22 protein-coding genes are annotated in these 23,168 nt (G+C 39.1%); 1 reads left to right on the top strand and 21 read right to left on the bottom strand.

Features of this window, described 5'->3' with window-relative positions; translation table 11 throughout:
- Positions 1-47 precede the first annotated feature (47 nt).
- The 9 genes from BN1082_RS07185 to BN1082_RS07140 form a co-directional block, all read right to left on the bottom strand.
- Entirely contained in the window at positions 48-1,460 is a 1,413-nt protein-coding gene (locus BN1082_RS07185) for a HAMP domain-containing sensor histidine kinase (RefSeq protein ID WP_090632758.1), read from the bottom strand.
- The gene (locus BN1082_RS07180) at positions 1,438-2,148 is read right to left on the bottom strand and encodes a response regulator transcription factor (RefSeq protein WP_090632756.1); all 711 of its coding nucleotides are present in this window, start codon (positions 2,146-2,148) and stop codon (positions 1,438-1,440) included. Before BN1082_RS07180 ends, BN1082_RS07185 begins: the two co-directional genes overlap by 23 nt.
- Positions 2,149-2,849: 701 nt before the next feature.
- Positions 2,850-4,355: a flotillin lipid rafts scaffold protein FloT gene (locus BN1082_RS07170; RefSeq protein WP_425412133.1), complete on the bottom strand. Its 1,506-nt coding sequence runs from the start codon at positions 4,353-4,355 to the stop codon at positions 2,850-2,852.
- A 16-nt stretch (positions 4,356-4,371) separates the two neighbouring features.
- Positions 4,372-4,923: an NfeD family protein gene (locus BN1082_RS07165; RefSeq protein ID WP_176699680.1), complete on the bottom strand. Its 552-nt coding sequence runs from the start codon at positions 4,921-4,923 to the stop codon at positions 4,372-4,374.
- 144 nt (positions 4,924-5,067) lie between these two features.
- Entirely contained in the window at positions 5,068-5,802 is a 735-nt protein-coding gene (locus BN1082_RS07160) for an amino acid ABC transporter ATP-binding protein (RefSeq protein WP_090632749.1), read from the bottom strand.
- 15 nt (positions 5,803-5,817) lie between these two features.
- A complete protein-coding gene (locus BN1082_RS07155; protein ID WP_176699679.1) occupies positions 5,818-6,516 on the bottom strand; it encodes an amino acid ABC transporter permease in 699 nt (232 codons plus the stop codon).
- Positions 6,503-7,315 carry an amino acid ABC transporter substrate-binding protein gene (locus tag BN1082_RS07150; RefSeq protein ID WP_090632745.1) on the bottom strand — a complete coding sequence of 271 codons (813 nt, stop codon included), beginning with the start codon at positions 7,313-7,315 and terminating at the stop codon, positions 6,503-6,505. The genes BN1082_RS07155 and BN1082_RS07150 overlap by 14 nt, the downstream gene beginning before the upstream one ends.
- Before the next feature lie 243 nt (positions 7,316-7,558).
- The gene (gene nadE, locus BN1082_RS07145) at positions 7,559-8,380 is read right to left on the bottom strand and encodes an ammonia-dependent NAD(+) synthetase (RefSeq protein ID WP_090632743.1); all 822 of its coding nucleotides are present in this window, start codon (positions 8,378-8,380) and stop codon (positions 7,559-7,561) included.
- Positions 8,381-8,436: 56 nt separating this feature from the next.
- Positions 8,437-9,519, bottom strand: a complete 1,083-nt coding sequence (locus BN1082_RS07140; RefSeq protein WP_176699678.1) for a serine hydrolase domain-containing protein — start codon at positions 9,517-9,519, stop codon at positions 8,437-8,439.
- A 380-nt stretch (positions 9,520-9,899) separates the two neighbouring features.
- Between BN1082_RS07140 and BN1082_RS07135 the strand changes: the two genes are divergently transcribed.
- Entirely contained in the window at positions 9,900-10,415 is a 516-nt protein-coding gene (locus tag BN1082_RS07135) for an acyl-CoA thioesterase (RefSeq protein WP_090632739.1), read from the top strand.
- A gap of 265 nt (positions 10,416-10,680) precedes the next feature.
- On the opposite strand, the gene BN1082_RS07130 is transcribed toward BN1082_RS07135, so the two are convergent.
- The 12 genes from BN1082_RS07130 to cpaB all read right to left on the bottom strand — a co-directional run bounded on the left by BN1082_RS07130 (position 10,681) and on the right by cpaB (position 23,150).
- The gene (locus BN1082_RS07130) at positions 10,681-11,682 is read right to left on the bottom strand and encodes an AI-2E family transporter (RefSeq protein ID WP_090632737.1); all 1,002 of its coding nucleotides are present in this window, start codon (positions 11,680-11,682) and stop codon (positions 10,681-10,683) included.
- Between the two features lie 77 nt (positions 11,683-11,759).
- Positions 11,760-12,773, bottom strand: coding sequence for a polysaccharide deacetylase family protein (locus tag BN1082_RS07125; protein ID WP_090632735.1), 1,014 nt, complete (start codon positions 12,771-12,773; stop codon positions 11,760-11,762).
- Between the two features lie 156 nt (positions 12,774-12,929).
- Complete coding sequence (locus BN1082_RS07120; protein ID WP_090632733.1) at positions 12,930-14,075, bottom strand: ABC transporter permease; 1,146 nt, start codon at positions 14,073-14,075, stop codon at positions 12,930-12,932.
- A gap of 1 nt (position 14,076) precedes the next feature.
- Positions 14,077-15,198: an ABC transporter permease gene (locus BN1082_RS07115; RefSeq protein ID WP_090632731.1), complete on the bottom strand. Its 1,122-nt coding sequence runs from the start codon at positions 15,196-15,198 to the stop codon at positions 14,077-14,079.
- Between the two features lie 16 nt (positions 15,199-15,214).
- Positions 15,215-16,150, bottom strand: a complete 936-nt coding sequence (locus tag BN1082_RS07110; RefSeq protein ID WP_090632729.1) for an ABC transporter ATP-binding protein — start codon at positions 16,148-16,150, stop codon at positions 15,215-15,217.
- Positions 16,151-16,267: 117 nt separating this feature from the next.
- The gene (locus tag BN1082_RS07105; RefSeq protein ID WP_090632728.1) at positions 16,268-17,371 is read right to left on the bottom strand and encodes a sensor histidine kinase; all 1,104 of its coding nucleotides are present in this window, start codon (positions 17,369-17,371) and stop codon (positions 16,268-16,270) included.
- The gene (locus BN1082_RS07100) at positions 17,371-18,006 is read right to left on the bottom strand and encodes a response regulator transcription factor (protein WP_090632726.1); all 636 of its coding nucleotides are present in this window, start codon (positions 18,004-18,006) and stop codon (positions 17,371-17,373) included. Before BN1082_RS07100 ends, BN1082_RS07105 begins: the two co-directional genes overlap by 1 nt.
- Before the next feature lie 100 nt (positions 18,007-18,106).
- A complete protein-coding gene (locus BN1082_RS07095) occupies positions 18,107-19,039 on the bottom strand; it encodes a type II secretion system F family protein (RefSeq protein WP_090632724.1) in 933 nt (310 codons plus the stop codon).
- A gap of 5 nt (positions 19,040-19,044) precedes the next feature.
- The gene (locus tag BN1082_RS07090) at positions 19,045-20,007 is read right to left on the bottom strand and encodes a type II secretion system F family protein (protein WP_090632722.1); all 963 of its coding nucleotides are present in this window, start codon (positions 20,005-20,007) and stop codon (positions 19,045-19,047) included.
- Positions 20,004-21,356, bottom strand: coding sequence for a TadA family conjugal transfer-associated ATPase (locus tag BN1082_RS07085; protein WP_090632720.1), 1,353 nt, complete (start codon positions 21,354-21,356; stop codon positions 20,004-20,006). The genes BN1082_RS07090 and BN1082_RS07085 overlap by 4 nt, the downstream gene beginning before the upstream one ends.
- On the bottom strand, positions 21,343-22,554 hold the full coding sequence (locus tag BN1082_RS07080) for a CpaE/TadZ family protein (RefSeq protein WP_090632718.1): 1,212 nt from the start codon (positions 22,552-22,554) through the stop codon (positions 21,343-21,345). The genes BN1082_RS07085 and BN1082_RS07080 overlap by 14 nt, the downstream gene beginning before the upstream one ends.
- Before the next feature lie 5 nt (positions 22,555-22,559).
- A complete protein-coding gene (gene cpaB / locus BN1082_RS07075) occupies positions 22,560-23,150 on the bottom strand; it encodes a Flp pilus assembly protein CpaB (RefSeq protein ID WP_090632716.1) in 591 nt (196 codons plus the stop codon).
- Positions 23,151-23,168: the final 18 nt, after the last annotated feature.

Below are 23,168 nucleotides of genomic sequence, written 5' to 3'. Positions count from 1 at the left end.
ATGTCTCAAAAGGGGGTAAGCACTCCTCGAAACGAGACATAAAGTCTTTAATGGGGGCTTACCCTTTGCTTATGAGACACCCTCTCTTCATCATTCTTGGGAAACCACAATGTTATCCTTGTGCCTTTATTCAACTTGCTTTTGACCTTAATGATTCCTTTATGGGCATCCATTAAAGCCTTGACAATGGATAGGCCGATTCCGATACCGCCTGTTTTTCGGTCGCGCGATTTGTCTCCTCGGTAGAAGCGTTCAAAAATAAATGGAAGATCCTCCTCAGACATACCTAAGCCCTCATCTTGGATGACGAAACCTACATAGTCCTCTTTTTCGGTTGAAACCGAAATCGTAACTCTTTTTCCTTTAGGAGTATATTTCAGGGCATTATTCAGAATATTAGACAGGATTTGTATCAGGCGATCCTTATCCGCTTCAAATAACTCTTCTTGAGGCAGTTCCTCCATTTGAAGCTCTACTCCCTTTTCGGTAAACAACGGCAAAAACATTTCCCATAACGCTTCTAATACGCTACCTGCTTCCAGTTCGATTTTTTCGAGCTTGATTTGTGGATTTTCTGCCGCCAGCAGCTTTTCAAGTTCATTGACAAGCCTGACTAAGCGCATTAATTCCTCATGGCTAGTCTGTAAACGCTGTGGTGTTGGCTCCCAAATCCCGTCCTGAAAAGCTTCAATCTGGCTTCGAAGCGTTGCCAGTGGGGTCCTAAGTTCATGTGCGAGGTCTCCAGTAAATTGCTTCCTCAGCATTTCTTCTTTAGCTAAGGACTCTGCTAAATTATTAAAGGAAATCGCAATCTGTTTTACCTCGGTTGGCAGGCCAGATAGAGGAATACGAATATCCAAATTATGCTGCTGCAGTTCATTCGCCGCAAAAGATAGCTTCTTTAAGCCGGAGGTTAATTTTTTGGAAAAAATCATACTAAATAGGATGGCCAGCACAATGGTTAAACAAACAGCTGCTAAAATATATAGTTGAATCGTTTGAATAAACGTATATTCATCATCAATTAAGCCTTCCGGGTAGATAGCAACAAGCTTACCAACCATAGTATTATCTACCTTTAGCGTATACGATTTGGAGTGCCATTTTTCTCCCTTCGGTTCTGGCTCTGTCAGCCCGAAGCTGTTCAACATGCCTCGAATCTTTGATGAATCCATCTGTAGAACGCCATAGCGATCGTATAATTGAAAGTAGAGTTGATCAGTCATCGCATTATCATGCAAGAGACCTAAGACAGCGGAACTTGAAAAATGGCCATTTTTTTTGTAATCCTTTTCAATTTCAACGACAACTCGTTCAATCTTTTTATCACGGTTCCGATCTAAATAGCTCTTAAAGCTTTGTCCAAATCCATACTGAATAAAAAAACTGACTAAAAGGATGGCAATCATAGCAATAAGCAGTAAATAAAAGAGAATCTTAGACCGGAGCGTTTGCAGCATCTAGAACCCCTCCGAATTTGTAACCCATTCCAAAAACAGTCACAATAAAATCTGGCTGCCTTGAATCGATCTCAATTTTTTTACGGAGATTTTTGATATGCGTATCAACACTGCGTTCATAGCCTTCATAAAACATGCCTTCATCCTGAATTTTTTCGAGTAAATCCGTACGGCTGTAAACTCGTCCGGGATTCAAGGCCATATTTGTTAACAGCTTATATTCAATTGGCGTCAAAGTTACATCTAGACCGCTTACATTTACTTCTTTTTTCATCAAATCGATCACAAGCTTTTTGCTATTGAACACAAGCCGTTCTGTTTTCTCTGTTTTTTTCACACGGCGGAGAATAGCCTGAACCCTTACTACTACTTCACGTGGACTAAATGGCTTTGTTAAATAATCATCAGCCCCAATCACGATTCCGTTGATGCGGTCATCCTCTACAGACTTTGCTGTAAGCATCAAAATTGGAACATCGGATTCTTTTCGAACTAATCGACACACTTCTTCACCTGAAATATCTGGGAGCATGAGGTCTAAGATGATTAGGTCCGGGCTAAGCAATTTTACTTTTTTTAAGGCATCAAGGCCATTATCGGAGCTATAAATTTCATAGCCTTCCCGCACGAGGTAGGCTTCAAGGACTTCAGTAATTCTTTTTTCATCGTCTACTAGTAAAATCTTCATATATTCTCACTCCCCACACCATAAATATAGCATTTATAGTCTGTGATTTTTGTAACTTCACAAATTCATCATAACTTCTTCATAACATCTTCAATCTTTCTCGCTATGATGGTGGTGTGATGAAGGAAGCGGACATTGTCCACTTCTAAACTATCTTACTCATCTCAAAAAACCTCTCTATTATACAAATGGTGTCCCATGTTGCGGGGCACCATATTTTTTTAATTTTGTAGCAAAATCAGCTGCCAACTTTGATTCGCGCATATATTTAATTTTTCGCGTATATATGCATTAGATTCGCGCATATATTTGTTTTTTCGCGCATAAAACAGTTCAATTCGCGCATAAGTTGATTCTTCGTGTAAAGAACTAAGTTATCCGCGAACAAACATGGACTATACCATTGAAATTCGCAGATAAATAGCGCTGATACGCAGATATAATTAAAGATTCGAAGAAAAATAGATTATTTTCGCCTTGAAATGCCTCAAATTTGTCCAATTTGAGTAAGGATTTCCGCACCAGTTTTGTAAAACTTTCTTGTCCCATTTAAAAATGCACCTTATTTAACGAATAATTGAAAAAAAGACCCTAAACTCGGGTCTTTTCTACGTACCAAAAGCGGAATTTTTCATTCATTGTGGTAGAATTGAAATTTACAAGAATGTCAGACATTTTTAAAAGAATCCTCATTTTTTACCTTATTGTGCTGACTTTTTAACTTCTTCTGTTAGATCCTCAATACTTCTTTTCACATTTGCTTTTCCAGAATAGTTTTCAATCAATTCTTTCACATCAATTCCGCTTGATGCTTTGAGTGACTCTTGAAGGCTCGCCATTAAGTTCGTTGCATAGCTGGTGATTTTATTGGCACCGCCATTTTCACCGGAACCGCCGGTATCCACCACCGTAATTTTATCAATGTTAGCAAGCGGACTGGCCACTTGTTTCGCATATTCAGGTAGCATTTTGACGATCATGTCGAGAATAGCCGCTTGGCCGAATTGCTCGAATGCTTCTGCGATTTTTTCCTTTGCTTCCGCTTCCGCCAAACCTTTCATCCGAATAATTTCAGCTTCAGAAAGACCCTGCGCTTTTTGTGCTTCTGCCTTCGCGATTCCATCGATTCGGATCCGTTCCGCTTCAGCTTTCGCCAATGCTTCGATTCGATATTTATTGGCTTCTGCTTCAGCGATTTGTTTTGCCTTATCCGCAGCTGCAGCCTGCTCAACGGAATAACGGTCGGCATCGGCCTTTTTCTTCACCTCAGAATCATATTGACGTTCACGGCGAAGAATTTCTTTTTCCTCAAGCTCAATTTGCTTTTGCCGTTCAATAATCTTAATTTGCATCTCCTGCTCGGTAACATCCTGCTTGGATCGTGCACTTTCAAGGTCATATGCCATATCGGCTTTCGCCTTGGCGATATCCTGCTCACGGCGGAACTCAGCAATCTTCAATTGGTTGATTTTTTCTGCCTCAGCAATCTCGGTTGCCCGCTCTAATTCAGAGCGTTTTGCTTCTTTCGCAGCTTCAGCTTTTTTAATACGAGTTTCTTTTTCCGCTTCAGCCGTTGCGATATCAGCATCTCTCTTCACCTGTGCGATACGCGGTTTACCTAAAGAATCAAGATAGCCATTCTTGTCACGTACATCTTTAATCGTAAACGAAACGATCGTTAAGCCCATTTTTGCAAGGTCCTGTGAGGCAACTCGCTGAACCTCTTGAGAAAACTTATCACGGTTTTTATAAATTTCTTCAACTGTCATCGAGCCGAGGATGGAACGAAGATGCCCTTCTAGAACTTCCCTTGCTTCATTTTCTCGATCATCCTTTGGCTTTCCAAGAAACTGTTCAGCAGCTGTCGCAATTTCACTGATGGAGCCGCCAATTTTTATAATCGCGACGCCGTCAGCCATAACCGGAACACCCTGCTCGGTGTAAACCTCAGGTGTGGTTACTTCAAGTTTGCTTGAAAGCAAACTAAGCGGTTTTGCCTGCTGGAAAACCGGCAAAATAAAGCTACCGCCACCGCGGATGATTTTGATTTTATTACCTGACTCATCAACATGTACGTTTCGATTCCCCAAAAAGCTACCTGTTACAATCAGAGCTTCATCAGGTCCTGCCGTTCTATACTTCGTGACGAAGACCCCAATTAAAGCAATCAAAATTAATATAACAATTCCGATAACGACCCAAATCATGTTGAATTCCATTCCTCTACCCCCTAGAAAAATATTTCTCTAATTCATTTCGTTCCACCACTTGTAGGACGCCATTTTTCACGTCCACCACAAGCACGTCGGTACCATTTGGAATCGCCACCTTGTCAAAGCTTGACGCTGGTTTCGCAATTCTCCCACTCTTGCTGTCAATCATCACTTCACCGAATCCGTCTTCAGGGACAGCGGTAATCACTTTGCCAATTCTCCCCTTTAAATCGGATTCTTTATAGACGAGCGACTCTTCAGCCGATGACACTGGAACGAGAACAAACACATTTAATAATGACACGATAATGAATGCTGCAACGGCTCCAATTCCAAAAATCAGTAAGTGATGAAGCGAAGTAAGCCGTTCCAGTAAATAACCGCATGCTGAAAGTACGGTTATGAAAGCGAAGATCAGAACAGGATTTAGGAAATGAAGCCCATCCCCTGCTCCATGAAAATGAAATACATCCGCGAATAAAACATATAAAACTGTGAAAATGCCCGCTATGATTAATCCATATAAATAAATCGTTTCTAAAGGAATGCTAAAAGGCTCCACAAACACCCCTCCCAATTTAATAGATACCTTTTAAAGCCAACATCCTTCTCCTTTCTTTATGTATATATCTGTAATACGCAAAAAAAATGGAAAGGTTTCACATTTCCATAGAAAAAAAGTACCATGGCCTTTGGCCATAGCACTTTATTGTAGTAAATTTAAAAATTTCCTTGTTCGTTCTTCCTTCGGGTTGGTGAAAATTGCTTCAGGCGTGTCTCTTTCTACAATCACACCATGATCCATAAAGATGACTTCATCAGCGGCTTCTCTAGCAAAACGCATTTCATGGGTGACGACAATCATGGTCATTCCTTCCTCAGCAAGATCCTTCATGACTTTTAATACCTCACCGACGAGTTCAGGGTCAAGGGCAGAGGTTGGCTCATCAAACAGCATCACCTTTGGTTCCATCGCGAGAGCACGAGCAATGCCGACACGCTGCTGCTGTCCGCCTGAAAGCTGCGCAGGATAGGAATCCAACTTTTCACCAAGTCCAACTTTCTCCAGTAGTGCCTGGGCTTTTTTTCGGGCAACATCTTTTTTCTCACCCTTTACAATAATTGGGCCCTCCATTACATTTTCAATTGCGGTTTTATGTGGGAAGAGATGATAGCTTTGAAAAACCATTCCTGTCAGGCGGCGAAAGGAGGCGATATTTTTTTTCAAAACGGATGTTGAAAAATCTAAGGTCTGCCCTTCGATTGAAATGGCTCCTTTTGTTGGTGTTTCCAAGACATTTAAACAGCGGAGCATCGTTGTTTTTCCCGAGCCTGACGGACCAATGACAACCACGACACTTCCTTTTTCAACCTCTAAATCAATTCCTTTTAAGACCTCTAATTGACCAAATTGTTTGTGTAGTCCTTTAATTGAAATCATAATCAAACTCCCTTATTAATGGACGTAGCGGCTCAGTCTTTTTTCCAAGTACTGCTGCAGGATGGATAGGAAAAAGCAGATGACCCAGTAGAAGAGAGCTACTTCTGTGTATACCAATAAAAATTCATAATTTGTAGAAGCAATCTCTTGAGCTTTACGAAACATTTCCGTTACCAAAACAAGCGAAGCTAATGATGTATCCTTTACTAGACTAATAAACGTGTTCGCTAATGGCGGAATTGAAACTCTAGCTGCCTGGGGCAAAATAATTCTTCTTAAAACTTGAGAATAAGACATTCCAATCGAGTAGCCAGCCTCCCACTGTCCTTTCTGCATCGATAAAATCGCCCCACGGATGATTTCTGATGCATATGCGCCTACATTAAGTGAAAAGCCGATGATAGCCGCTACATATGAATCTAGTGTAATCCCGATATTTGGAAGTCCATAAAAAATGATAAAGAGCTGAACCAGCAAAGGTGTTCCGCGAATGGCGGAAACATATATTCTAGCAATCCATTGGAGAATCCTATTATGAGAAATCCGTGCCAATGCCGTTAAGATGGCCAAAATCAATCCAATCACAAAAGTAATGAGTGCTAACGGAATAGTATAAAAAATAGCCCCTTTCCACAGAGGCAGAAAGGAACTTTGAGCAATGTCGATTAAATGCGTTAATCTATCCGGACTAGGCAAAATACTATTTAAGTACATTTTCACCAAACCATTTCTCAGAGATTTTATTGTATGTGCCATCGGCAATCATATCTTTTAGCGCTTTATTCACGGCGTCCACAAGCGTTTTGTTGTCTTTTCTAAACATAAAACCGCTTTGGGAGGCATCTGAGCTTGTTGCAACAATCTTAATAGGAGCATCAGGCTTTTTCTTTGTGTAATCTAAAAACGAAATCTTATCGTTAATGGTAACATCTGCTCGCTTAGAAGTGATGAGCTCGATGGATTGATCGAAGCCATCCACACTAACAATGTTTGCACCATATTTTCTTGCAAGATCAGCATAATTGCTTGTCAACGATTGTGCAGACTTCAATCCTTTAATATCTTCAAATTTCTTCACCTTGTCGTTATCCTTATTAGCAATAAGGACGGCAGCTGAAGTAATATACGGATCGGAAAAATCATATTTTGCCTGGCGGTCTGGTCTAATCCCAACCTCGTTCGCAACCATATCAAATCGCTTCGCATCTAAGCCTGCAAACATGGCATCCCATTGGGTTTCCTTGAATTCTGCCTTAACACCTAAGCGCTTGGCAACTTCTTTGGCGATGTCTACATCAAACCCAGTTAAATTGCCGCTAGCATCATGGAAGGTGAACGGGGCATACGTCCCTTCTGTACCAATAAGAATTTTCCCATTAGACTTAATCTGTTGCAATAAATCCTGACTTTTCGGTTTTTCAGCATTTTGTTTATTTTTCGTACTGGTACCGCAGGCAGACAACAAAACCATAGAACTAAGTAAAAGTACGAAAACGGCAGTTAGTCTTTTCATTCAACGAATTCCCCCTTATTCACAGTTGTTTTCTCGGATTTATTTATCATAATACAACTCATCTTTTCTGTCAAAAAGAAAGATTTAATTTATTATGCCCTTTTATTAAAAAAACCTATCAGAGAAATTTCTGATAGGCTTCATGTCGATCCGCTCATTTTAATAGTGAAACAGTTCACGATTAATTCCGGCCATACTATAGACCTAGAATCAATTTTTTTCTTCTATATCCGCAAAGCGGACTTACTTCCACCAGTCATCAAACATTGTCGTTGGAAGTCTTCGTTTATGCTCTGTGACGATATAGCGATTTTCAATCTTTTCTGCTACTTCCTTTGAAACAGTCTTGCCTTCAAGATAATCATCGAGCTCATCATAGGTGATACCTAATTCTGTTTCGTCCGCCTGTCCAGGCTTTTGGTCAAGCAGGTCCGCAGTCGGTATTTTTAAGTAGAGCTGCTCATCTGCACCAAGCTCCTTCAATAGTGCTTTCCCCTGCCTTTTTGTTAAGCCGGATAATGGTAAAATGTCTGCGCCGCCATCACCAAACTTTGTATAGAAGCCGGTTACCGCTTCGGCTGCATGGTCTGTTCCAATAACAAGCAGGCCTTCCATGCCGCCGACTGCATATTGTGCAATCATTCTCATCCGTGCTTTAACATTTCCTTTTTGGTAATCGCTCAAAGGATCTGTTTGCGAAGCGAAATTATACTCCTTCTCCACTTCATCAACAGCAGCTTTAATATTATAAACAACCTCTCTGTCTGCTTGAATAAACCTTAGTGACCGTTTTGCATCCTCTTCATCCTGCTGTACACCATACGGAAGCCGGACAGCAATAAACAACGCCTCTGTCCCCTCGTTTCGCAATTCCTCCACCGCAAGCTGTGCCAAACGTCCTGCAAGGGTAGAATCCTGTCCCCCGCTTATTCCTAAACAAAAGCCTTTTGCCTTTGTAGAAAGCAAATAATGTTTTAAAAAATCAATCCGCTTGCGTAATTCCGCTTTTGGTTCAATCGTGGAATTTACATTTAATTCTTTCATAATTTGCTGCTGCATGCTCATTTCAAAAGCCTCCTAACTATTTTCCCTTCTAATTATGTAATGTACCACAATCATATTCAATTTGCTTTATAAGAAACATTTTCGCCTTTTGTATCAATCATTTTATAAATATCCTTTGCCGCCTGATGAATATTGAAGTTTTTGTCATGGATATTGAGTAGAATCACAATTGCGGTTTGATCAGGATAGAAAACATGGAGCGACTCCCACCCGCTGAGGACCCCTCTGCTATAGACTTTCTCCCCATCAATATAGAGGCCTGCGCCATACTTTGATTTATTACTCGGAGTCAACATAGTCTGTAAACTTTGCATTGACACTAGTTTTCCACTCACCATTGCTTCATCAAACAAGTATAAGTCATAGGCAGTACTATAAATATCACCGCAGCCAAACAACTGATCAATATGATTGGGCTTTGCCTGTATTACTTTATTCCCAAGCCTTATATACCCCTTCGAACTATACGGGATAGGATTCTTATGAGTCATAAACCCGGAATGAACCATCGAAGCCCTATTAAAAATATTTTTTTGAATATAGTCATGTAATGTGGTGCCTGACACCGTTTCTACTATATAGCTGAGGATAAAGTAATTAATGTCATTATAGTCCCATTTGCTACCTGCAGAAAACTTAACAGGTTTTTCTTTAAGTCTGTTTATAATATCAGCCGGTTTGAAATCTCCTCTGTACCAACGAGGAGATGGGATACCGGAGGTTTGGTTTAATAAATGGATCAGTTTTATTTTCTTTCCAGGAGGAAAATGCGGAATATATTTGGACACGGGATCTTGAATAGAAAGCCTACCGTCTTCCTGAAGCTGCATGATGCTAGTAGCAACAATGGCTTTCGTAATGGAGCCTATTGGAAAAGTAGTCGAAGGTAGATTCGCCCTGCCTTTTTTTATATCCGCAAAGCCAATCCCTTCATTAAAAAGAATCTGTGTCTCTCTTATTACTGCGACGCTGCCATTCACATGCTTGGAAAGCAAATATTGGCGCAGCTTTTTTTGCGTCGGTTCATTTAGAGCCATCTTTTGGGCAGCTTTCTTTGTTTCAATATAATTCGGAAAGTTATTCTGTGTTTCGACAAAAATGGCGAAAATCAAGAAACATAAAATAGTCTTTATTTTCACGATGATAACCATCTTTCTTTAATGTTTGGCTGTGTTAAAAGTCATTGTTGATAAGTTGAAACTATGTTGATTGGAGCGGAAGGCGCGAGATCCTCGAAAATGCTATCGCATTTCCTTCGTGCGGTGTTGATTCAAAGATGCTGATTCAACGTCCTGTGGGAGTACGGGGCAGGGAAGCCCGCGGATGCTCACTTCTTGAGTGCAAATCAACAGGCAAGTTTAACACAGCCTAATGTGTAGGTACCATTATTATGCATTGAAAGAATAAACGTTAATCACCAGAGTTGTTTATTGTATTATTTTTTGGCAAACTATACAGGTGTGACATTAAAATAGCTCTGATTTTAATCAGATATATTTCAATAAATTAGGAGGCTATTATGGAAGAAAGAACATGTAAAGAATCTAGAGTTATAAGAACGGGCAGGATTTTCCCAAATGATGTAAACAACCATAATACCTTGTTTGGCGGGAAGTTGATGAGCGATGTCGACATGATTGCTTCAATTTCTGCACAAAGACATACCCGAAAAGAATGTGTGACAGCCTCAACGGACTCCGTTGATTTTTTAAGCCCAATTACGCCAAAAGAAGCCGTTTGTTTTGAATCATTTGTTACCTGGACTGGTAACACATCGTTGGAGGTTTTTGTAAAAATCATTGCAGAGAATCTCATTACTGGTGACAGAAAGATTGCTGCCACTGCCTTTTTAACGTTTGTCTCTTTAGACGATGATGGAAAGCCAACAAAGGTTCCAAGAGTGATACCGGAAACGGAAGAAGAAATAAAACTTTTTGAAAGTGGAAAAGAGCGTGCTGAAGCACGGAAGACCCATCGAAAAAACAGTAAAGAACTAGCCGCGTACTTTACAACAAAAAAGCCTTGGGAATTTTAAAAGCGGAAGCGCCTTGTTCAGCCCCGTGAGTCTAGACGCTCCCAAAAAGAAGGCGCTTTTTGCCTTCATTTTGGGAGTGGCTTATGCCCCGATGGGCTAGGCGCTCCGCCGAAAAACTCACGTTTTTCAGCGTGCGATGTATCGCTTCCGAAGCTTACTCTTGTGGAGCTGGACAATTCTCGAAGTCTAATGATAAAAATTCATATAATTTATTTAAATATAACCCAAAAACCCCGTCCTTCATTTTGCGGACGGGGTTTCATCTTTACACCTTTTTGCTATCTGTTACTTCTAATACATCTAATAGGAAGACGAAGATGGGAATCCCCACAATAAGACCCCAGACTCCAAAGAAATGCTCTGAAAAAATCAAAACAATGATGGTATAAAAAACGGGCAGATTGGTTTTCGAAGACATTAACTTGGGATTTAATATATAGGACTCAATGCCGTGAATAATCATAATCGCAATTCCGACGTAAAGAACCTTTGCTAATCCCCCAATACTATAAGCAATGATAGCAAGCGGGATTAGCGAAATAATCACCCCAGCTACAGGAATAAGACCTAGGATGAAGACCATGATCGCAAGTCCACCTAACTGCGGGAACCCAAGAATCTTAAGCGATATCGTGGTCAGGGTACAATTGACAATCGCAATAATGATTTGGGCTTCAATTACCTTTCCAAAGGTTTTCACAAATTTACTTGCAAAATATTCAATTTCTACATAAATGGATGCCACTTTACTTGTTTTAAATTTCTTAGTAAATGCAATCAAACGAGGTTTTTCCAACAGGCAAAGTAGGCTCATTATCACCGCTAAAAACACTTGTAAGCCCACTCGACCTATACCTGAAAGGGATTTTACAATGGAGGCTACACCCGTCTCCAAATAGTTAGAAATCTGGATTTTTTCAATTCTGCTGACGATATAATTCAAAACTTCATTATCTTGCTTTTTTGAGTAAAATGCGATTAACTGCCTGATTAATTCCTTTATTTCAGATGTAATTATTGGCAAGTACTTAATCAACCCAAATAATAGCAGGCCAACGATAACGGCATACGAAATCACGACAATCAGCTTTCGATTGATTGGAATTCGTTTTTCAAAAAATTGAACAACTTGATTCATTAAAAAAGTAAAAATGAAGGTTAGTAAAATTAAGTTAATCATGTCCTTCATCAAGTATAAAACAACAGCAATAAGAACAAAGATTAGAATTCTTTTAAAACCACTACTTTGTATAAGTTTATTTATCATATATATTATTCTACCTCATTAATTTTAGTTCCATTATACCATTATTCGTTAGGTTTGGATGGATAAAAATTGACAAATCAGAAATGAACAGGAGGAATGCTGCTGTCAATCGCCCTACAGTCAAAATTTTGCTTACTTAAATAATCAAGAAGCTTTGGTAAGGAGGCAAGCGTTTCCCTTCTTTCATGCATAAGAATTACGATTGGGCCGTTATAATTTGCTTTTTGGTTAATTTGCTCAATCACGCTGTTAACATAGCGTTCGTCTTTATAAAACCAATCCTTGCTGTCAATATTCCAATCCCACATCTGATAACCATGAGAGTAAACAGCCTGTTTATATTCATCTTTCATATACGGGCGACTTCCGTACGGTGTTCTAATTAAAATAGACTCCACTCCAGTAATTTCCTTAAGAGTGGCTTGATTCTGGCTAAGCTCGCCTAATACTGAATTTGCCGATGCGTAAAATTTATGAACATCATGTGAAACGCTATGCAGACCGACTCCTTCTCCTGATTGAACCATTAATTTTGCAGAGTCCGGATATCTTCTAATATTTCCATCAATCATAAAAAAGGTCGCTTTAAAATGATACTGCTCAAGCAAGGCAATAATATCTTTAGAAAAAGATGCTGGCCCGTCATCAAATGTTAAATAAACAGTTCTTTTCGAGCTGTTCTCCTGCTGTGGCTGTGGCTGTTCATCCCTTTGTGGCGACTGCTCCTGTGGTTTTGCTGCATTAGATCCTTGATTATCTGGTGGTGCCGAGGCAGTATCATTAGCAGCCGGCTTTTCTTCTACTAAATTCGTAATCTCTTTATCTGCATTTTGCCGATAAGCCTTCTCTGCTTGCTGCTGCTTTTGATGCATTGATTCTTTTTCAGCAGCCGTATCTTTCACAGTTTGAGTCAATGCATTAGCTGCCGATTGATTTTGTCCTGACTTTTCATGTTTTTGCTGATTCATAGCTTCATTGGATGTTGCTTTAGCATAAAAATAATGGTTGGCAAAAGCACCAGTAACCAATACCCCGACAGCCAGAATCAGCAGAGAGGCCCATATAATCCATCCATTCTTTCTCATCCCCATTTTTATATCCCTCTTTGTTGAATTTTTATTACTCTTTCCTCCATTATAGACGTTTCAAACCGCAAAATGTTTCGTTTTCATTAAAAATATTACAAATCTATTAAAGTATTTGTAAAATTGATAGAATAGAAAAAACTCACCCCATAATCGGGTGAGTTAAACGAAATTCCTAACACTATTATTTTTTCCAAATTTATAGGTGGCGATTAAGAAAAAGGCACCGGCAAAGGCAAGCAGTATTAAAAAGTTGAGATACAAACTTCCAAAATGACTTCCCTGCTGTAATTTACTAATCGTATCTAAAATCCAGCGCTGCGGCATAAAATCCGCCACTTTCTGTAACGACTTTGGCATAATTTCCACTGGCCAGAAGCAGCCTGCCAGCATGCAGGATGGTGTAAAAAAAAGGTTTTGTAAAGCGCCTGCTGAAGACGAACTCCTTGAAAAGGAAACAATCATTAACGATAATCCTACGGCAATGAGGGCAAATAAGAGTAAAATAATGCCCATTTGCCAAACTGGAACATGCATATCAATATGAAATACATTTGTGATAAAAATGAGCGTGATAATTATTTGTGCCAGCATGACAATCATGTTTACGGCGATATTGGACAACACAAATTTTCTAGCATTAATTGGCGTTGAGAGTAATCGAAAATACGTTCTATTCTCTTTTTCCTTAATAATAATTTCAGCAAAATTCCCTGCTGAAAGTAGCATGATCATTAGCAAAAAGCCAACCGTTTGATTCGTCATATCCTTATTTTTCGATGTGTCCTGCAAAGATTGGGTGGAAACCTTGAAGTGGGACTGTTGATAGTCAGCAACCATTTTGGAAAAGGCTTGCGAATCTCCCCCAGCAGCTTTGCTAAGAGCAGTAATATTGTCAAGATACTGATATAAATAAGATTTCACAAAGCCAGTGATTTGAGCACCTTTAATTGAAACCAGTTCAATATGGTCAGGGTTTCCGTTAAGAACACTTTGCGAAAAACCCTGATTCAAAACAATGGCACAATCTACTTCACCTGAAGTAATATGATCGTTTAAGGTATCTTCGCTAATTTGTGTTACATGAACGTTGTTAAGATGTTTAATAAATTCTACCGTATCATTAGCAATGGTCTGACGGTCCTGATTGACGATCCCCACCTTTAGTGTTGTCTGGCCGATATTTCCATAGATAAGGAAGGAAAGAATGATCCCGATGAGCGGTATTCCAAAATACAAAATAATATTTGTCTTTTTTCGGAATGTGACACTAAGTGTTTTTTTGATTAACCAAAGAATATCCTGCATATTATAATCCCTCCCGTCTTTGGAGTGAAACGATGGTGATCGCTAAAAAAAGAATAGATATCCCTATATTTAACGCGATAGGTGTGATTGCGGCACCGAGATCATTTGCATAAACTATTTTCGTAATCGCTTGGTTTATCCATGTAAGTGGGGATAAATGGGTAATGACATTCATAATCCCCGTTGGGTTTTCAATCTTGAAGTATGCACCTCCAAAGAAGGAGGAAATCTGGATCACAATCATAATAATCATTCTTGAAGATTCCCCTGTTTTGGCAATATAGCTGATTCCAAGACCAAAGCTAACAGCCAAAATCACTTCTGACAGAAGAACGAGGAGAACAATCCCAATATGCTCACCCCAGTTGGCCTTGTAAACGAAGTGACTAAAAGCAACCACAGCTAATATACAAAGAGAATTAGCAGTAAGGCATCCAAGTATTTTTCCAAGGAAAATTTCACCTTTACTGATAGGCGCAGCAACTAAGCGAAGCGCTGTATTCCGTACTCTTTCGGCACGAAGGAGACTGTTAGCATAAAACGCACCGTAAAGAGCAATCATCGTTGACATTGCAATGGCATAATAATCCATTGATCCTGGCTGATTTGCCGATTTTAGTGATCTCTCTTTGATAAAATCTCTGTTATTTCCTTCTTTCATAACCGAACCTAGCTTAGATGCATCGACACTAGCAACCGCTACAGCGACATTATATTTATCGGCAAATGCGGTGAGCATCCCTTGGGTAATACTTTCTTCAATACTGTTTCGGTTATTGCCGTAAAGCTCGATTCCTTTATCCGTTATTTCCACATAAGCAGTCGCATTATTTTCCTTCACTTCATTTTTTCCATCCACTGTGCCTGACACCTTTTTAAAATGGACACCTGATTTCCCAGTTTCTTTTGCAAAGGCTTGGAAGGAGGAGGATAATTGTGGTCCAGCTGTATCCTTATAGATGACATTTATATCGTTTACGGTTATTTTCTGATCAAAGGCGTTTGATAAGGCCGTTCCGAGAATTAACATTAAGGCAATCGGAAAAGCTAGCATAAAGACGAAGGTATGGAAATCTCGAAAATTTTGTTTGATTTCTTTCCACGCTATATTAAAAACAGTCAAAGGATAGCCCCCCTTTCTAATCCCTAAGATTTCTTCCAGTTAAAGTGAGAAATACCGTTTCCAAATTCGGAGCCTTTTCTTCTAGAGAACTAATTTCAATATGATGATTCATTAAATACTGAAGGATTGTATTAAGATTGTTTACCTCTATTTCCGAATTGATTTTCAATACATTTTCTTCCATCTTAACGGATTTAACCCCATTAAATTCTTTGATTTGATTGGTATCGATTTTTTCATTTGATTTTACTTCAATCCAAACATCCTTTGCATTTGTGATGATGGCAATTAATTGTTCCTTCGTTCCTTCTGCAATAACCTTCCCATGGTCCATAATCGCAATCCTCGTACAGATTTCTTCAACCTCTTCCATATAATGGCTCGTATAAATAATTGTACATCCCATATCGTTTAAATTGCGGATGGATTGAAGAATGTAATTTCGTGATTGCGGGTCAATCCCAACAGTCGGCTCATCCATGATAATCAACTTCGGACGATGGGCTATCGCACAGGCAATATTTAATCTTCGTTTCATCCCCCCGGAGAAATTCTTTGGATACTCTTTTTTCTTATCACTGAGACCTACAAACTCTAATGCTTCATGAACCCTCTCTGCCAATTCTGAGCCACGTAAACCATAAAGTCCTGCAAAAAATTTTACATTTTCAAAAGCGGTAAGATCCTCGTATATTGCCAAATCCTGTGGGACGACACCGATATTCATCTTGGCAAATCGACTGTTTTTCACACTATTTTTTCCAAGGATATTGATTTCTCCTTCATTGCTGCGCAACAGTCCCGCAATCATGTTAATAGTGGTACTTTTCCCTGCACCATTTGGGCCAAGGAATCCAAATATTTCTCCTTCTCTAATAGATAATGAGATATTGTCAACTGCAATAAAATCAGCAAATTTCTTTGTTAAGTTTTTAATTTCTAAAATATTCATCCTTTTTCACCTCACTGTTTATTTATGGTTTCATTATAAAAAAAAGGAAGAATCTGCATAAGTGCAGCAATTCATCCTTTTCACATGAGAAATTTCATATTTTGATTATGAACGATTTCATTTAACAGGGAGCAGCATCGTAACGGAAAAGCCGTCCGTGCCATCGACGATGATCGTTCCGTTAATTGCCGCCGTCCTTTCCTCCATTCCAATAATGCCAAGTCCTTTTGTTATTTTCTGTACGCCCCTGCCATTATCCTTTACTTCTACTCTAATCATTGTATTCAGCACCTGAAGTTCAATCGAAATGACAGTAGCCTGTGCGTATTTCAGTGCATTCGTCAACGCTTCTGTCACATTCTCTTGAATAATCTTCCACTGAATAGGAGTGATGGTTTCGATGTTTCCTTGATAAACCAACGGTATTTGAATGGAATGTTTATCGGAAAACTCTTCAATGAATAATTTCAGCCGATTAATCCCCATTTGTTCCGCTTTCGGTTTTAAATTTTTCAAGGTAGTGCGGATATTTTCGATTCCTTCTTTTGAAATGTTAATCGCGTTTTGTAGCAGTTCACCTGATTTTCCTTGGTCAGTGTTTAGCAGCCGCTTTGCTGCTTCCATTTGAATTAATGCCCCTGTCATGGCATGGCCTATTTTATCGTGAAATACTTGTGCGAGACGGTTTCGTTCCTCCAATTTGAACGTGTACTCCGACTGCTTGATAAACTCTTTGTTTTCATTTAAATTTTTCGATAGCTTTTGTAAATCTTTGCGGAGCTTGTCTAACTGGGCCTCCTGGTTTTCAATCTTTGTCACAAGCATGGTGGCCATGATAAATACGAGTAAACTAAAAGCTCCCGCCAGTCCATATTGATAACGAATCTGATCGTCTATTAACAGGACTGGCATTGTAACGAGAATAAATAAGCCAAATTTCTTATGTATAAAATAGGTCGCTAATTCACAAATATTAAGAGGTAATAACAAGATAAACAAAGGATGGACCATATAGAATGAAATGAGAATGTGGATGATGGCAAGAAACAAAATGATTTTTTTGAAAATCTCTTTTTTCACAATATAAATGGATACATTGATACAAAGGTACAAAAGAATCGAAAATACCACCCATGAGGCATTAGGGACTACGGAATGGATAATACTAAATGCCAAGTAACCGATTAAAATGAGCTTTGAAAAGATCAACCATAATTCCATTAGTAAACTCTTCCGGTTAAATAATAGATGGCAATTTGCGTCCGATGCTGAAGGCCTGTTTTCCCTAAAATCGAAGTAATATAGTTTGCAATTGTTCCTTCAGATATATAGAGCTGTTTTGAAATTTCTTTGTTTGACAGCCCCTTCGCAATCAGCCCCATGATATCGAGCTCCCTTTCCGTAAACAGGCTCGTATCGATTTTACTCTCAGGCTTACTTTCAATCAGGTTCGATTTTATTTTATCGAGCACCACATCCTGCATTACTGTATTACCGTTATAAACACTTTTGATGGCATCGCGAATTCGTTCCGGATCATTATTTTTCAGTAAATAACCTTTGGCACCATTTTTAACGGCATCTAAAATATATTCATCATCATCAAAGGTTGTTAAAATCAATGGCTTAGTCTTTGTCTGCTCAGAGAGGATTTTGGTCGCCTCGACGCCATTCATGTTCGGCATACGTACATCTAAAAGAGCAACGTCCACTTCGTGAGTTTTACAATATTCCACCGCTTCAAGCCCGTCATTAACGGTTTCAATCACGTCGAATTCCTCATACGTACTTAGAATGATTTTCATTCCTTCGCGAATAAACGAGTTATCGTCAGCGATGATGACTTTAATTTTCATGGTCTCAACCCCCTCATTATTTCCATCATATCATCAATACGATATCCAAAAATAGGGGAATTCGTTAAATTTAACTTTCTACTAACTGTTATCTATTGTCTTAGACACCAAGACCTTTTGTTACCAACTGAATAACCAATGGTCCCAAAATAATAATAAATAGTGAAGGGAAAATGAAAAATACCATTGGAAAAAGCATTTTTACCGGAGCTTTCATGGCCTGCTCCCGGGCTGCCTCGCGTCGCTGCTCCCTGACGCGTACTGTAAGATTTCCTAAAGCCTTTGCCATACCAATCCCTAACTGATCTGCCTGAATTAATGATGTTATAATACTTTGAAACGAATCAGAAGGTACCCGTTTCCGAAGATCATAAAAAGCTTCCCTTCTCGATTTCCCAAGTTTCATATCTTCTAAAGTTTGAAGAAACTCTTCCGAGAGGGGACCTTTCCCTTTTTTAGCTACTTCAGCGATTGCCAAATCAAGTCCCATTCCTGCCTCTAACAAAAGGGTTACAGTATCAAAGAAATCAGGCATTGCTTTATTAATTTCTTTAACCCTAGCTGTCTTTTTCTTTCCAAGCTGGAACACAGGGAGCCGGAATCCTAAGATCGCCATTATAATGGCAATCATCCACACTGACATTTTGTTGTCCGCAGCAGGCAATAGAAAAAGGACGATTGGTACACTTAGACCAATACTCAACACAAATTGGAACAGCCTGAAATCAATTGCCGACTTGAAAGGATACCCCGCATCCCTTAGAAGAATATCTAGTTTTTTTCTTTCTTCTTTGGAAACTTTTTGATTTAACAGATCGGTTCCTTTATTCCAATATTGATTGAAAAGTTCTCTTAACCTATCATCATTCCTTTTCCTTAAAGATTCCTTTTTTTGATTTATGATTGGTTCCCCAAAAAACTTACTAACACGTTCATTAAAAGCAATTTCTTTTTTAAATACAGTTAACAATATACCTGCCGAAACGAACGTCACAAACCCTGCTGAAAGAAAGATGAAAACAATGTCCAGCATAAAACCTACACCTCAATTCGGATGATTTTCTGGATAACCACCCATCCAATGATGATGGAGCAACTTCCTATAAAAAGCAGCGCCCACCCTAATGGATGCTCAAGCATGGGACGAAAATATTCCTTACTTACGAGTGATAAATATAAACCAAGCCCGACTGGCAGCATGGTAATAATCCAAGATGACATCCTTCCTTGCGCCGTCAGCGTATTTAATTCTTCCAAAACTCGTACTCTTCCTCTGATCGTATCCTCCATTGTTTCCAGCAGAGCGGCAAGATTTCCGCCGCTTTTCCTTTGTGCAAGGATAGCCTGAACGACTACTTCAAGTTCTTTATTAGGCAAACGGTCAATTAATTCTTCAAACACATCTTCTAGCGGAACTCCCAGTCCTACTTGTCTGACAACTCGGTCAAATTCAGGTCCCAACGGGTCTGGTATTTCTTTACCAACAAGCTGCATCGCCTGTATAAAGCTGAAGCCTGCCCTCATAGAATTAGCCATCATTCCCAATACTTCGATTAACTGATAAGACAATCGAGTTAACCGTTTTTTTCTTTTTTGCTTCATAACATAATTAGGAATGACATAACCGATAATTACTGCTAAGATCGTTAGAAACCATTTTACACCTAAGAAAGCTGTAACTAGTCCGATACCTGCTGAAGCTAAGATTTTTAAAGCAAAAAACTCTTCTGGCCTCAATATGCTTCCAGCTTCCAATAACATTTCTTCCGTTTTCTTACTAAATTGTACATTTTTAAAAAGAGTAGCAAGAGAAATAAAAAATCGTTTAAAAATAGAGGCTTTTTTGGCTTTCTGGCTTGTACCATCCTCCATTTGAGGAGATGGTAAAAATTCTTTGATTCGATGATCCATTCTACCCTTATTTGAGAATCCTCTTAAGAAGAGATACATCAAAATACTAACGACCAAAAATATGAAAACTAATTCAATCACTACTATCATTTAAACCACTCCCCGACAAACCATGAAGAAGGCAATGAGTATCCATTCAATTCAAGCTGCTCCGTGAACTTTGGCCGAATACCTGTGCTAGTAAAGCTTCCTTGAATAAGACCATCACCTGAATGTCCCTTTTCCTTAAATAAAAACAGATCCTGGAGAACGATTGTATCTCCTTCCATTCCTAGTACTTCGGTAATATGGGTAATTTTTCTCGTACCATCCTTCATTCTTGATTGATGAACAATTAAATCGATGGCATTAGCAATCTGCTCACGGATTGCCCTTACTGGGAGTTCATAGCCTGCCATCAACACCATTGTTTCCAAACGGGAAAGAATATCTCTAGGGGAATTAGCGTGCCCAGTACTTAAGCTGCCGTCATGACCTGTATTCATCGCTTGGAGCATATCCAACGCTTCGGCACCACGAACCTCGCCGACTACAATTCGGTCAGGCCGCATCCGTAAAGAGTTTCGGACTAAATCTCGAATGGAAATTTGCCCTTTTTCTTCGATATTCGCCGGTCGGGATTCTAACGAAACAATGTGTTCTTGATGAAGCTTAAGCTCAGCAGCATCCTCAATGGTAATAATTCGTTCTCTATTTGGTATAAAAGAAGATAGGACATTTAAGGTTGACGTTTTCCCTGAACCTGTACCGCCACTGATAAAAATATTAAGCCTGGACTTAACACAGATATCAAGGAATTCTGCCATCTCTTCACTTAATGTTCCAAAGCGGATTAAATCTTTGATGGTAAAAGGGGTATCCGAGAATTTCCGGATAGTCAAACTCGGTCCCTTTAAAGCAAGAGGAGGAATAATCGCATTTACCCGCGAGCCATCTGGGAGGCGGGCATCTACCATTGGAGAACTTTCATCAACACGACGGCCAATTGGTGAAACGATTCGCTCAATCACTCGCATGACATGCTGATTATCCATAAAACTCACATTACTTCTTGCTATTTTACCGTTTTCCTCGTAATAAATTTCATCATAGCTATTTACCATGACCTCACTAATTAATGGGTTCTCTAACAAAGGAGTAATCGGACCATAAGCAAGCAATTCGTCCTTTACGTATTCTAAAATTTCTTGTTTTTCTTCAAAGGTTAGCCTTCCGCCTTCTTCGTTAAAAAAAGCCTCACCCAATTCCACTATTTTCTTTTTTTCCTGTTCTTTATTCTGCCCAGGATACTTTTTCAATTCTTCTAAAAGGTAATTGTGAAGACTGGCTTCTATGTTCCAAAATTCTTGTGACTTTTCTCGAATCGGAGACTCTTGGACATCTTTGGTTGGTATACTAGGTGCAGTGGCTACCTCTCTATACCGTTTAAATAGTGACATTCCTATTTTCCCCTCGCTTTCCTAATAGAGACCAGCGTTTTTCCTTTTTTATTTTCTTTACCTCATCCGTTTTCTGATCAAATAATTTCTCTGACAGCTTTAACACCGCCTTACCAAGGTGACTCCGTGAGTTCGAGAGAATAAACGGCTGCCCTGTTTTAATAGAAGAGGACGCAACGTTTGCCTGATCCGGCAAGGTGTAATAAACATCCATCCCTAAGATTTCCTCAATTTTTTTAAGGTCGAGCCCCTGGCCTTTTACAAAACGATTCAAAATTAGCTTTGCTCGATCCTTTAACTTGATAGTTTCTAACGTATCTAAATAAAGCTGACTTAATCTTAGAACGGAAATTTCATTTTGCGTTAAAAGTAAAATATCATCTGACAAATCAAGGCATCGTAAATGAATTTCTGATAAATGAACAGGTAAATCTATTAAGACAACATCGAATAATTTCTTAGCTTCTTCAATGGCTGCTTTTATGTGATCCTCTGAAATTCCTTCAAAGAACTCTGGACGGATTGGGGCAGCAAGAATCGATACATCCCCCTCAACTGTAGTCATATATTGATTGATTGCATAATTTGCTCGCCCATACCCTTCCTTCACCCATTCATAAATCGTTCTTTTTGGTTTTACATTATAGTACATGGCTACCTCACCAAATTGGAGGTTTCCATCGATGACAGCGACTTTTTTTCCGAGCTTTGCAAACGCAACAGCTAAATTAACAGTTACAATCGTCCTGCCAACACCGCCCTTTGGATTAGAAACGGCAATGACTTTACTTTTTTCTTTTATTAAATTTATAGAACCATTGTCCTTCCTTGACCGATGCTGCATATATTTTTTTGCGTGAACGATTGCTTCACTAAGCTCTTCAGTAGTGTACGAAGAACGAAGGGTATCCGATGCCCCCATTAGCATTGCTTTTTTTAAGTTCTCCATATTATCAGGAACAATTAAAATGATATAAACATGGGGGTAAAGAACGGCTATTTCTTGGCAAAGATCAAATACGTTATACAAAATATGCGATTTAATAAATAGTACAGATTGATCATTCTTAATTAAGCGGCTGTGAAGATTGTCTATTTGATTGGTCACCGTTAAATGAGACTGTTTCTTTTCTAAAAGTGTTTTTATTTCACCAGGAGGAGTATTTGTATCAGAAAAATAAACCCAGTTTACGTTCATTTCTTTTAATTGCCCTCCTCTTTTAATAGTTCTCTTGTTTGCTTTATCCCCGCTTTTCCAGTTTCTGAATCTTCTTTATTTCGAAGCATTAAATAGAATCCATCTTTATCTTTTGCGTCTAAACCTAGCTTTACCCCTTCCTCTGGAGTGACTTCTAATGTAACAGTTTCATAGTGAAGTGCCTCTTCCTTATTGTCAGAAGATTTACCAGAGGTTAAAACCTTTACATTTTCAAGTACTATCTCTGCAGATTTATATTCTTTTGTTGTTTTTTCGTCCTTAGTTGTTGAATAGGCAATCACATCTACTTTGGAATTTTGTGCGACATAACCCGAAACACCTTGTTCTAGACTTACTTTTAACGTGATTGCCCTTTTTCCTTTACTTACTTCGACAAGGGGGTTATTGAAATCCCTGCCCTGCACTTTTTCTTCTTTTGCTTGTGCATTCACAGCTGTTTCCTTTACTTTTTCTTTACTAACCTCGACAGCTGAAGCTGTTGAAGCTTTTCCCTTTGAGAATACGGTCAGATAAGTAATACTCGCCACTGCCAGTCCCAGTATTAATGAAATAATCCATATTTTTTTTGTATTCATATTGTCCTCCCCTATTTC

It is taken from the genome of Neobacillus massiliamazoniensis (assembly GCF_001048695.1).
GTDB lineage: Bacteria > Bacillota > Bacilli > Bacillales > Cytobacillaceae > Neobacillus > Neobacillus massiliamazoniensis.
The sequence above is the reverse complement of the archived record's forward strand: the minus strand, read 5'-3'. Positions and strand labels throughout refer to the sequence as shown.

Bases quoted from the DNA above. Each gene is read 5' to 3' on its own strand.
- BN1082_RS07185 (WP_090632758.1), bottom strand. From the start codon at position 1,460: ATGCTGCAAACGCTCCGGTCTAAGATTCTCTTTTATTTACTGCTTATT.
- BN1082_RS07180 (WP_090632756.1), bottom strand. From the start codon at position 2,148: ATGAAGATTTTACTAGTAGACGATGAAAAAAGAATTACTGAAGTCCTT.
- BN1082_RS07170 (WP_425412133.1), bottom strand. From the start codon at position 4,355: ATGATTTGGGTCGTTATCGGAATTGTTATATTAATTTTGATTGCTTTA.
- BN1082_RS07160 (WP_090632749.1), bottom strand. From the start codon at position 5,802: ATGATTTCAATTAAAGGACTACACAAACAATTTGGTCAATTAGAGGTC.
- BN1082_RS07155 (WP_176699679.1), bottom strand. From the start codon at position 6,516: ATGTACTTAAATAGTATTTTGCCTAGTCCGGATAGATTAACGCATTTA.
- BN1082_RS07150 (WP_090632745.1), bottom strand. From the start codon at position 7,315: ATGAAAAGACTAACTGCCGTTTTCGTACTTTTACTTAGTTCTATGGTT.
- nadE (WP_090632743.1), bottom strand. From the start codon at position 8,380: ATGAGCATGCAGCAGCAAATTATGAAAGAATTAAATGTAAATTCCACG.
- BN1082_RS07135 (WP_090632739.1), top strand. From the start codon at position 9,900: ATGGAAGAAAGAACATGTAAAGAATCTAGAGTTATAAGAACGGGCAGG.
- BN1082_RS07130 (WP_090632737.1), bottom strand. From the start codon at position 11,682: ATGATAAATAAACTTATACAAAGTAGTGGTTTTAAAAGAATTCTAATC.
- BN1082_RS07125 (WP_090632735.1), bottom strand. From the start codon at position 12,773: ATGGGGATGAGAAAGAATGGATGGATTATATGGGCCTCTCTGCTGATT.
- BN1082_RS07120 (WP_090632733.1), bottom strand. From the start codon at position 14,075: ATGCAGGATATTCTTTGGTTAATCAAAAAAACACTTAGTGTCACATTC.
- BN1082_RS07110 (WP_090632729.1), bottom strand. From the start codon at position 16,150: ATGAATATTTTAGAAATTAAAAACTTAACAAAGAAATTTGCTGATTTT.
- BN1082_RS07105 (WP_090632728.1), bottom strand. From the start codon at position 17,371: ATGGAATTATGGTTGATCTTTTCAAAGCTCATTTTAATCGGTTACTTG.
- BN1082_RS07100 (WP_090632726.1), bottom strand. From the start codon at position 18,006: ATGAAAATTAAAGTCATCATCGCTGACGATAACTCGTTTATTCGCGAA.
- BN1082_RS07095 (WP_090632724.1), bottom strand. From the start codon at position 19,039: ATGCTGGACATTGTTTTCATCTTTCTTTCAGCAGGGTTTGTGACGTTC.
- BN1082_RS07090 (WP_090632722.1), bottom strand. From the start codon at position 20,007: ATGATAGTAGTGATTGAATTAGTTTTCATATTTTTGGTCGTTAGTATT.
- BN1082_RS07085 (WP_090632720.1), bottom strand. From the start codon at position 21,356: ATGTCACTATTTAAACGGTATAGAGAGGTAGCCACTGCACCTAGTATA.
- BN1082_RS07080 (WP_090632718.1), bottom strand. From the start codon at position 22,554: ATGAACGTAAACTGGGTTTATTTTTCTGATACAAATACTCCTCCTGGT.
- cpaB (WP_090632716.1), bottom strand. From the start codon at position 23,150: ATGAATACAAAAAAAATATGGATTATTTCATTAATACTGGGACTGGCA.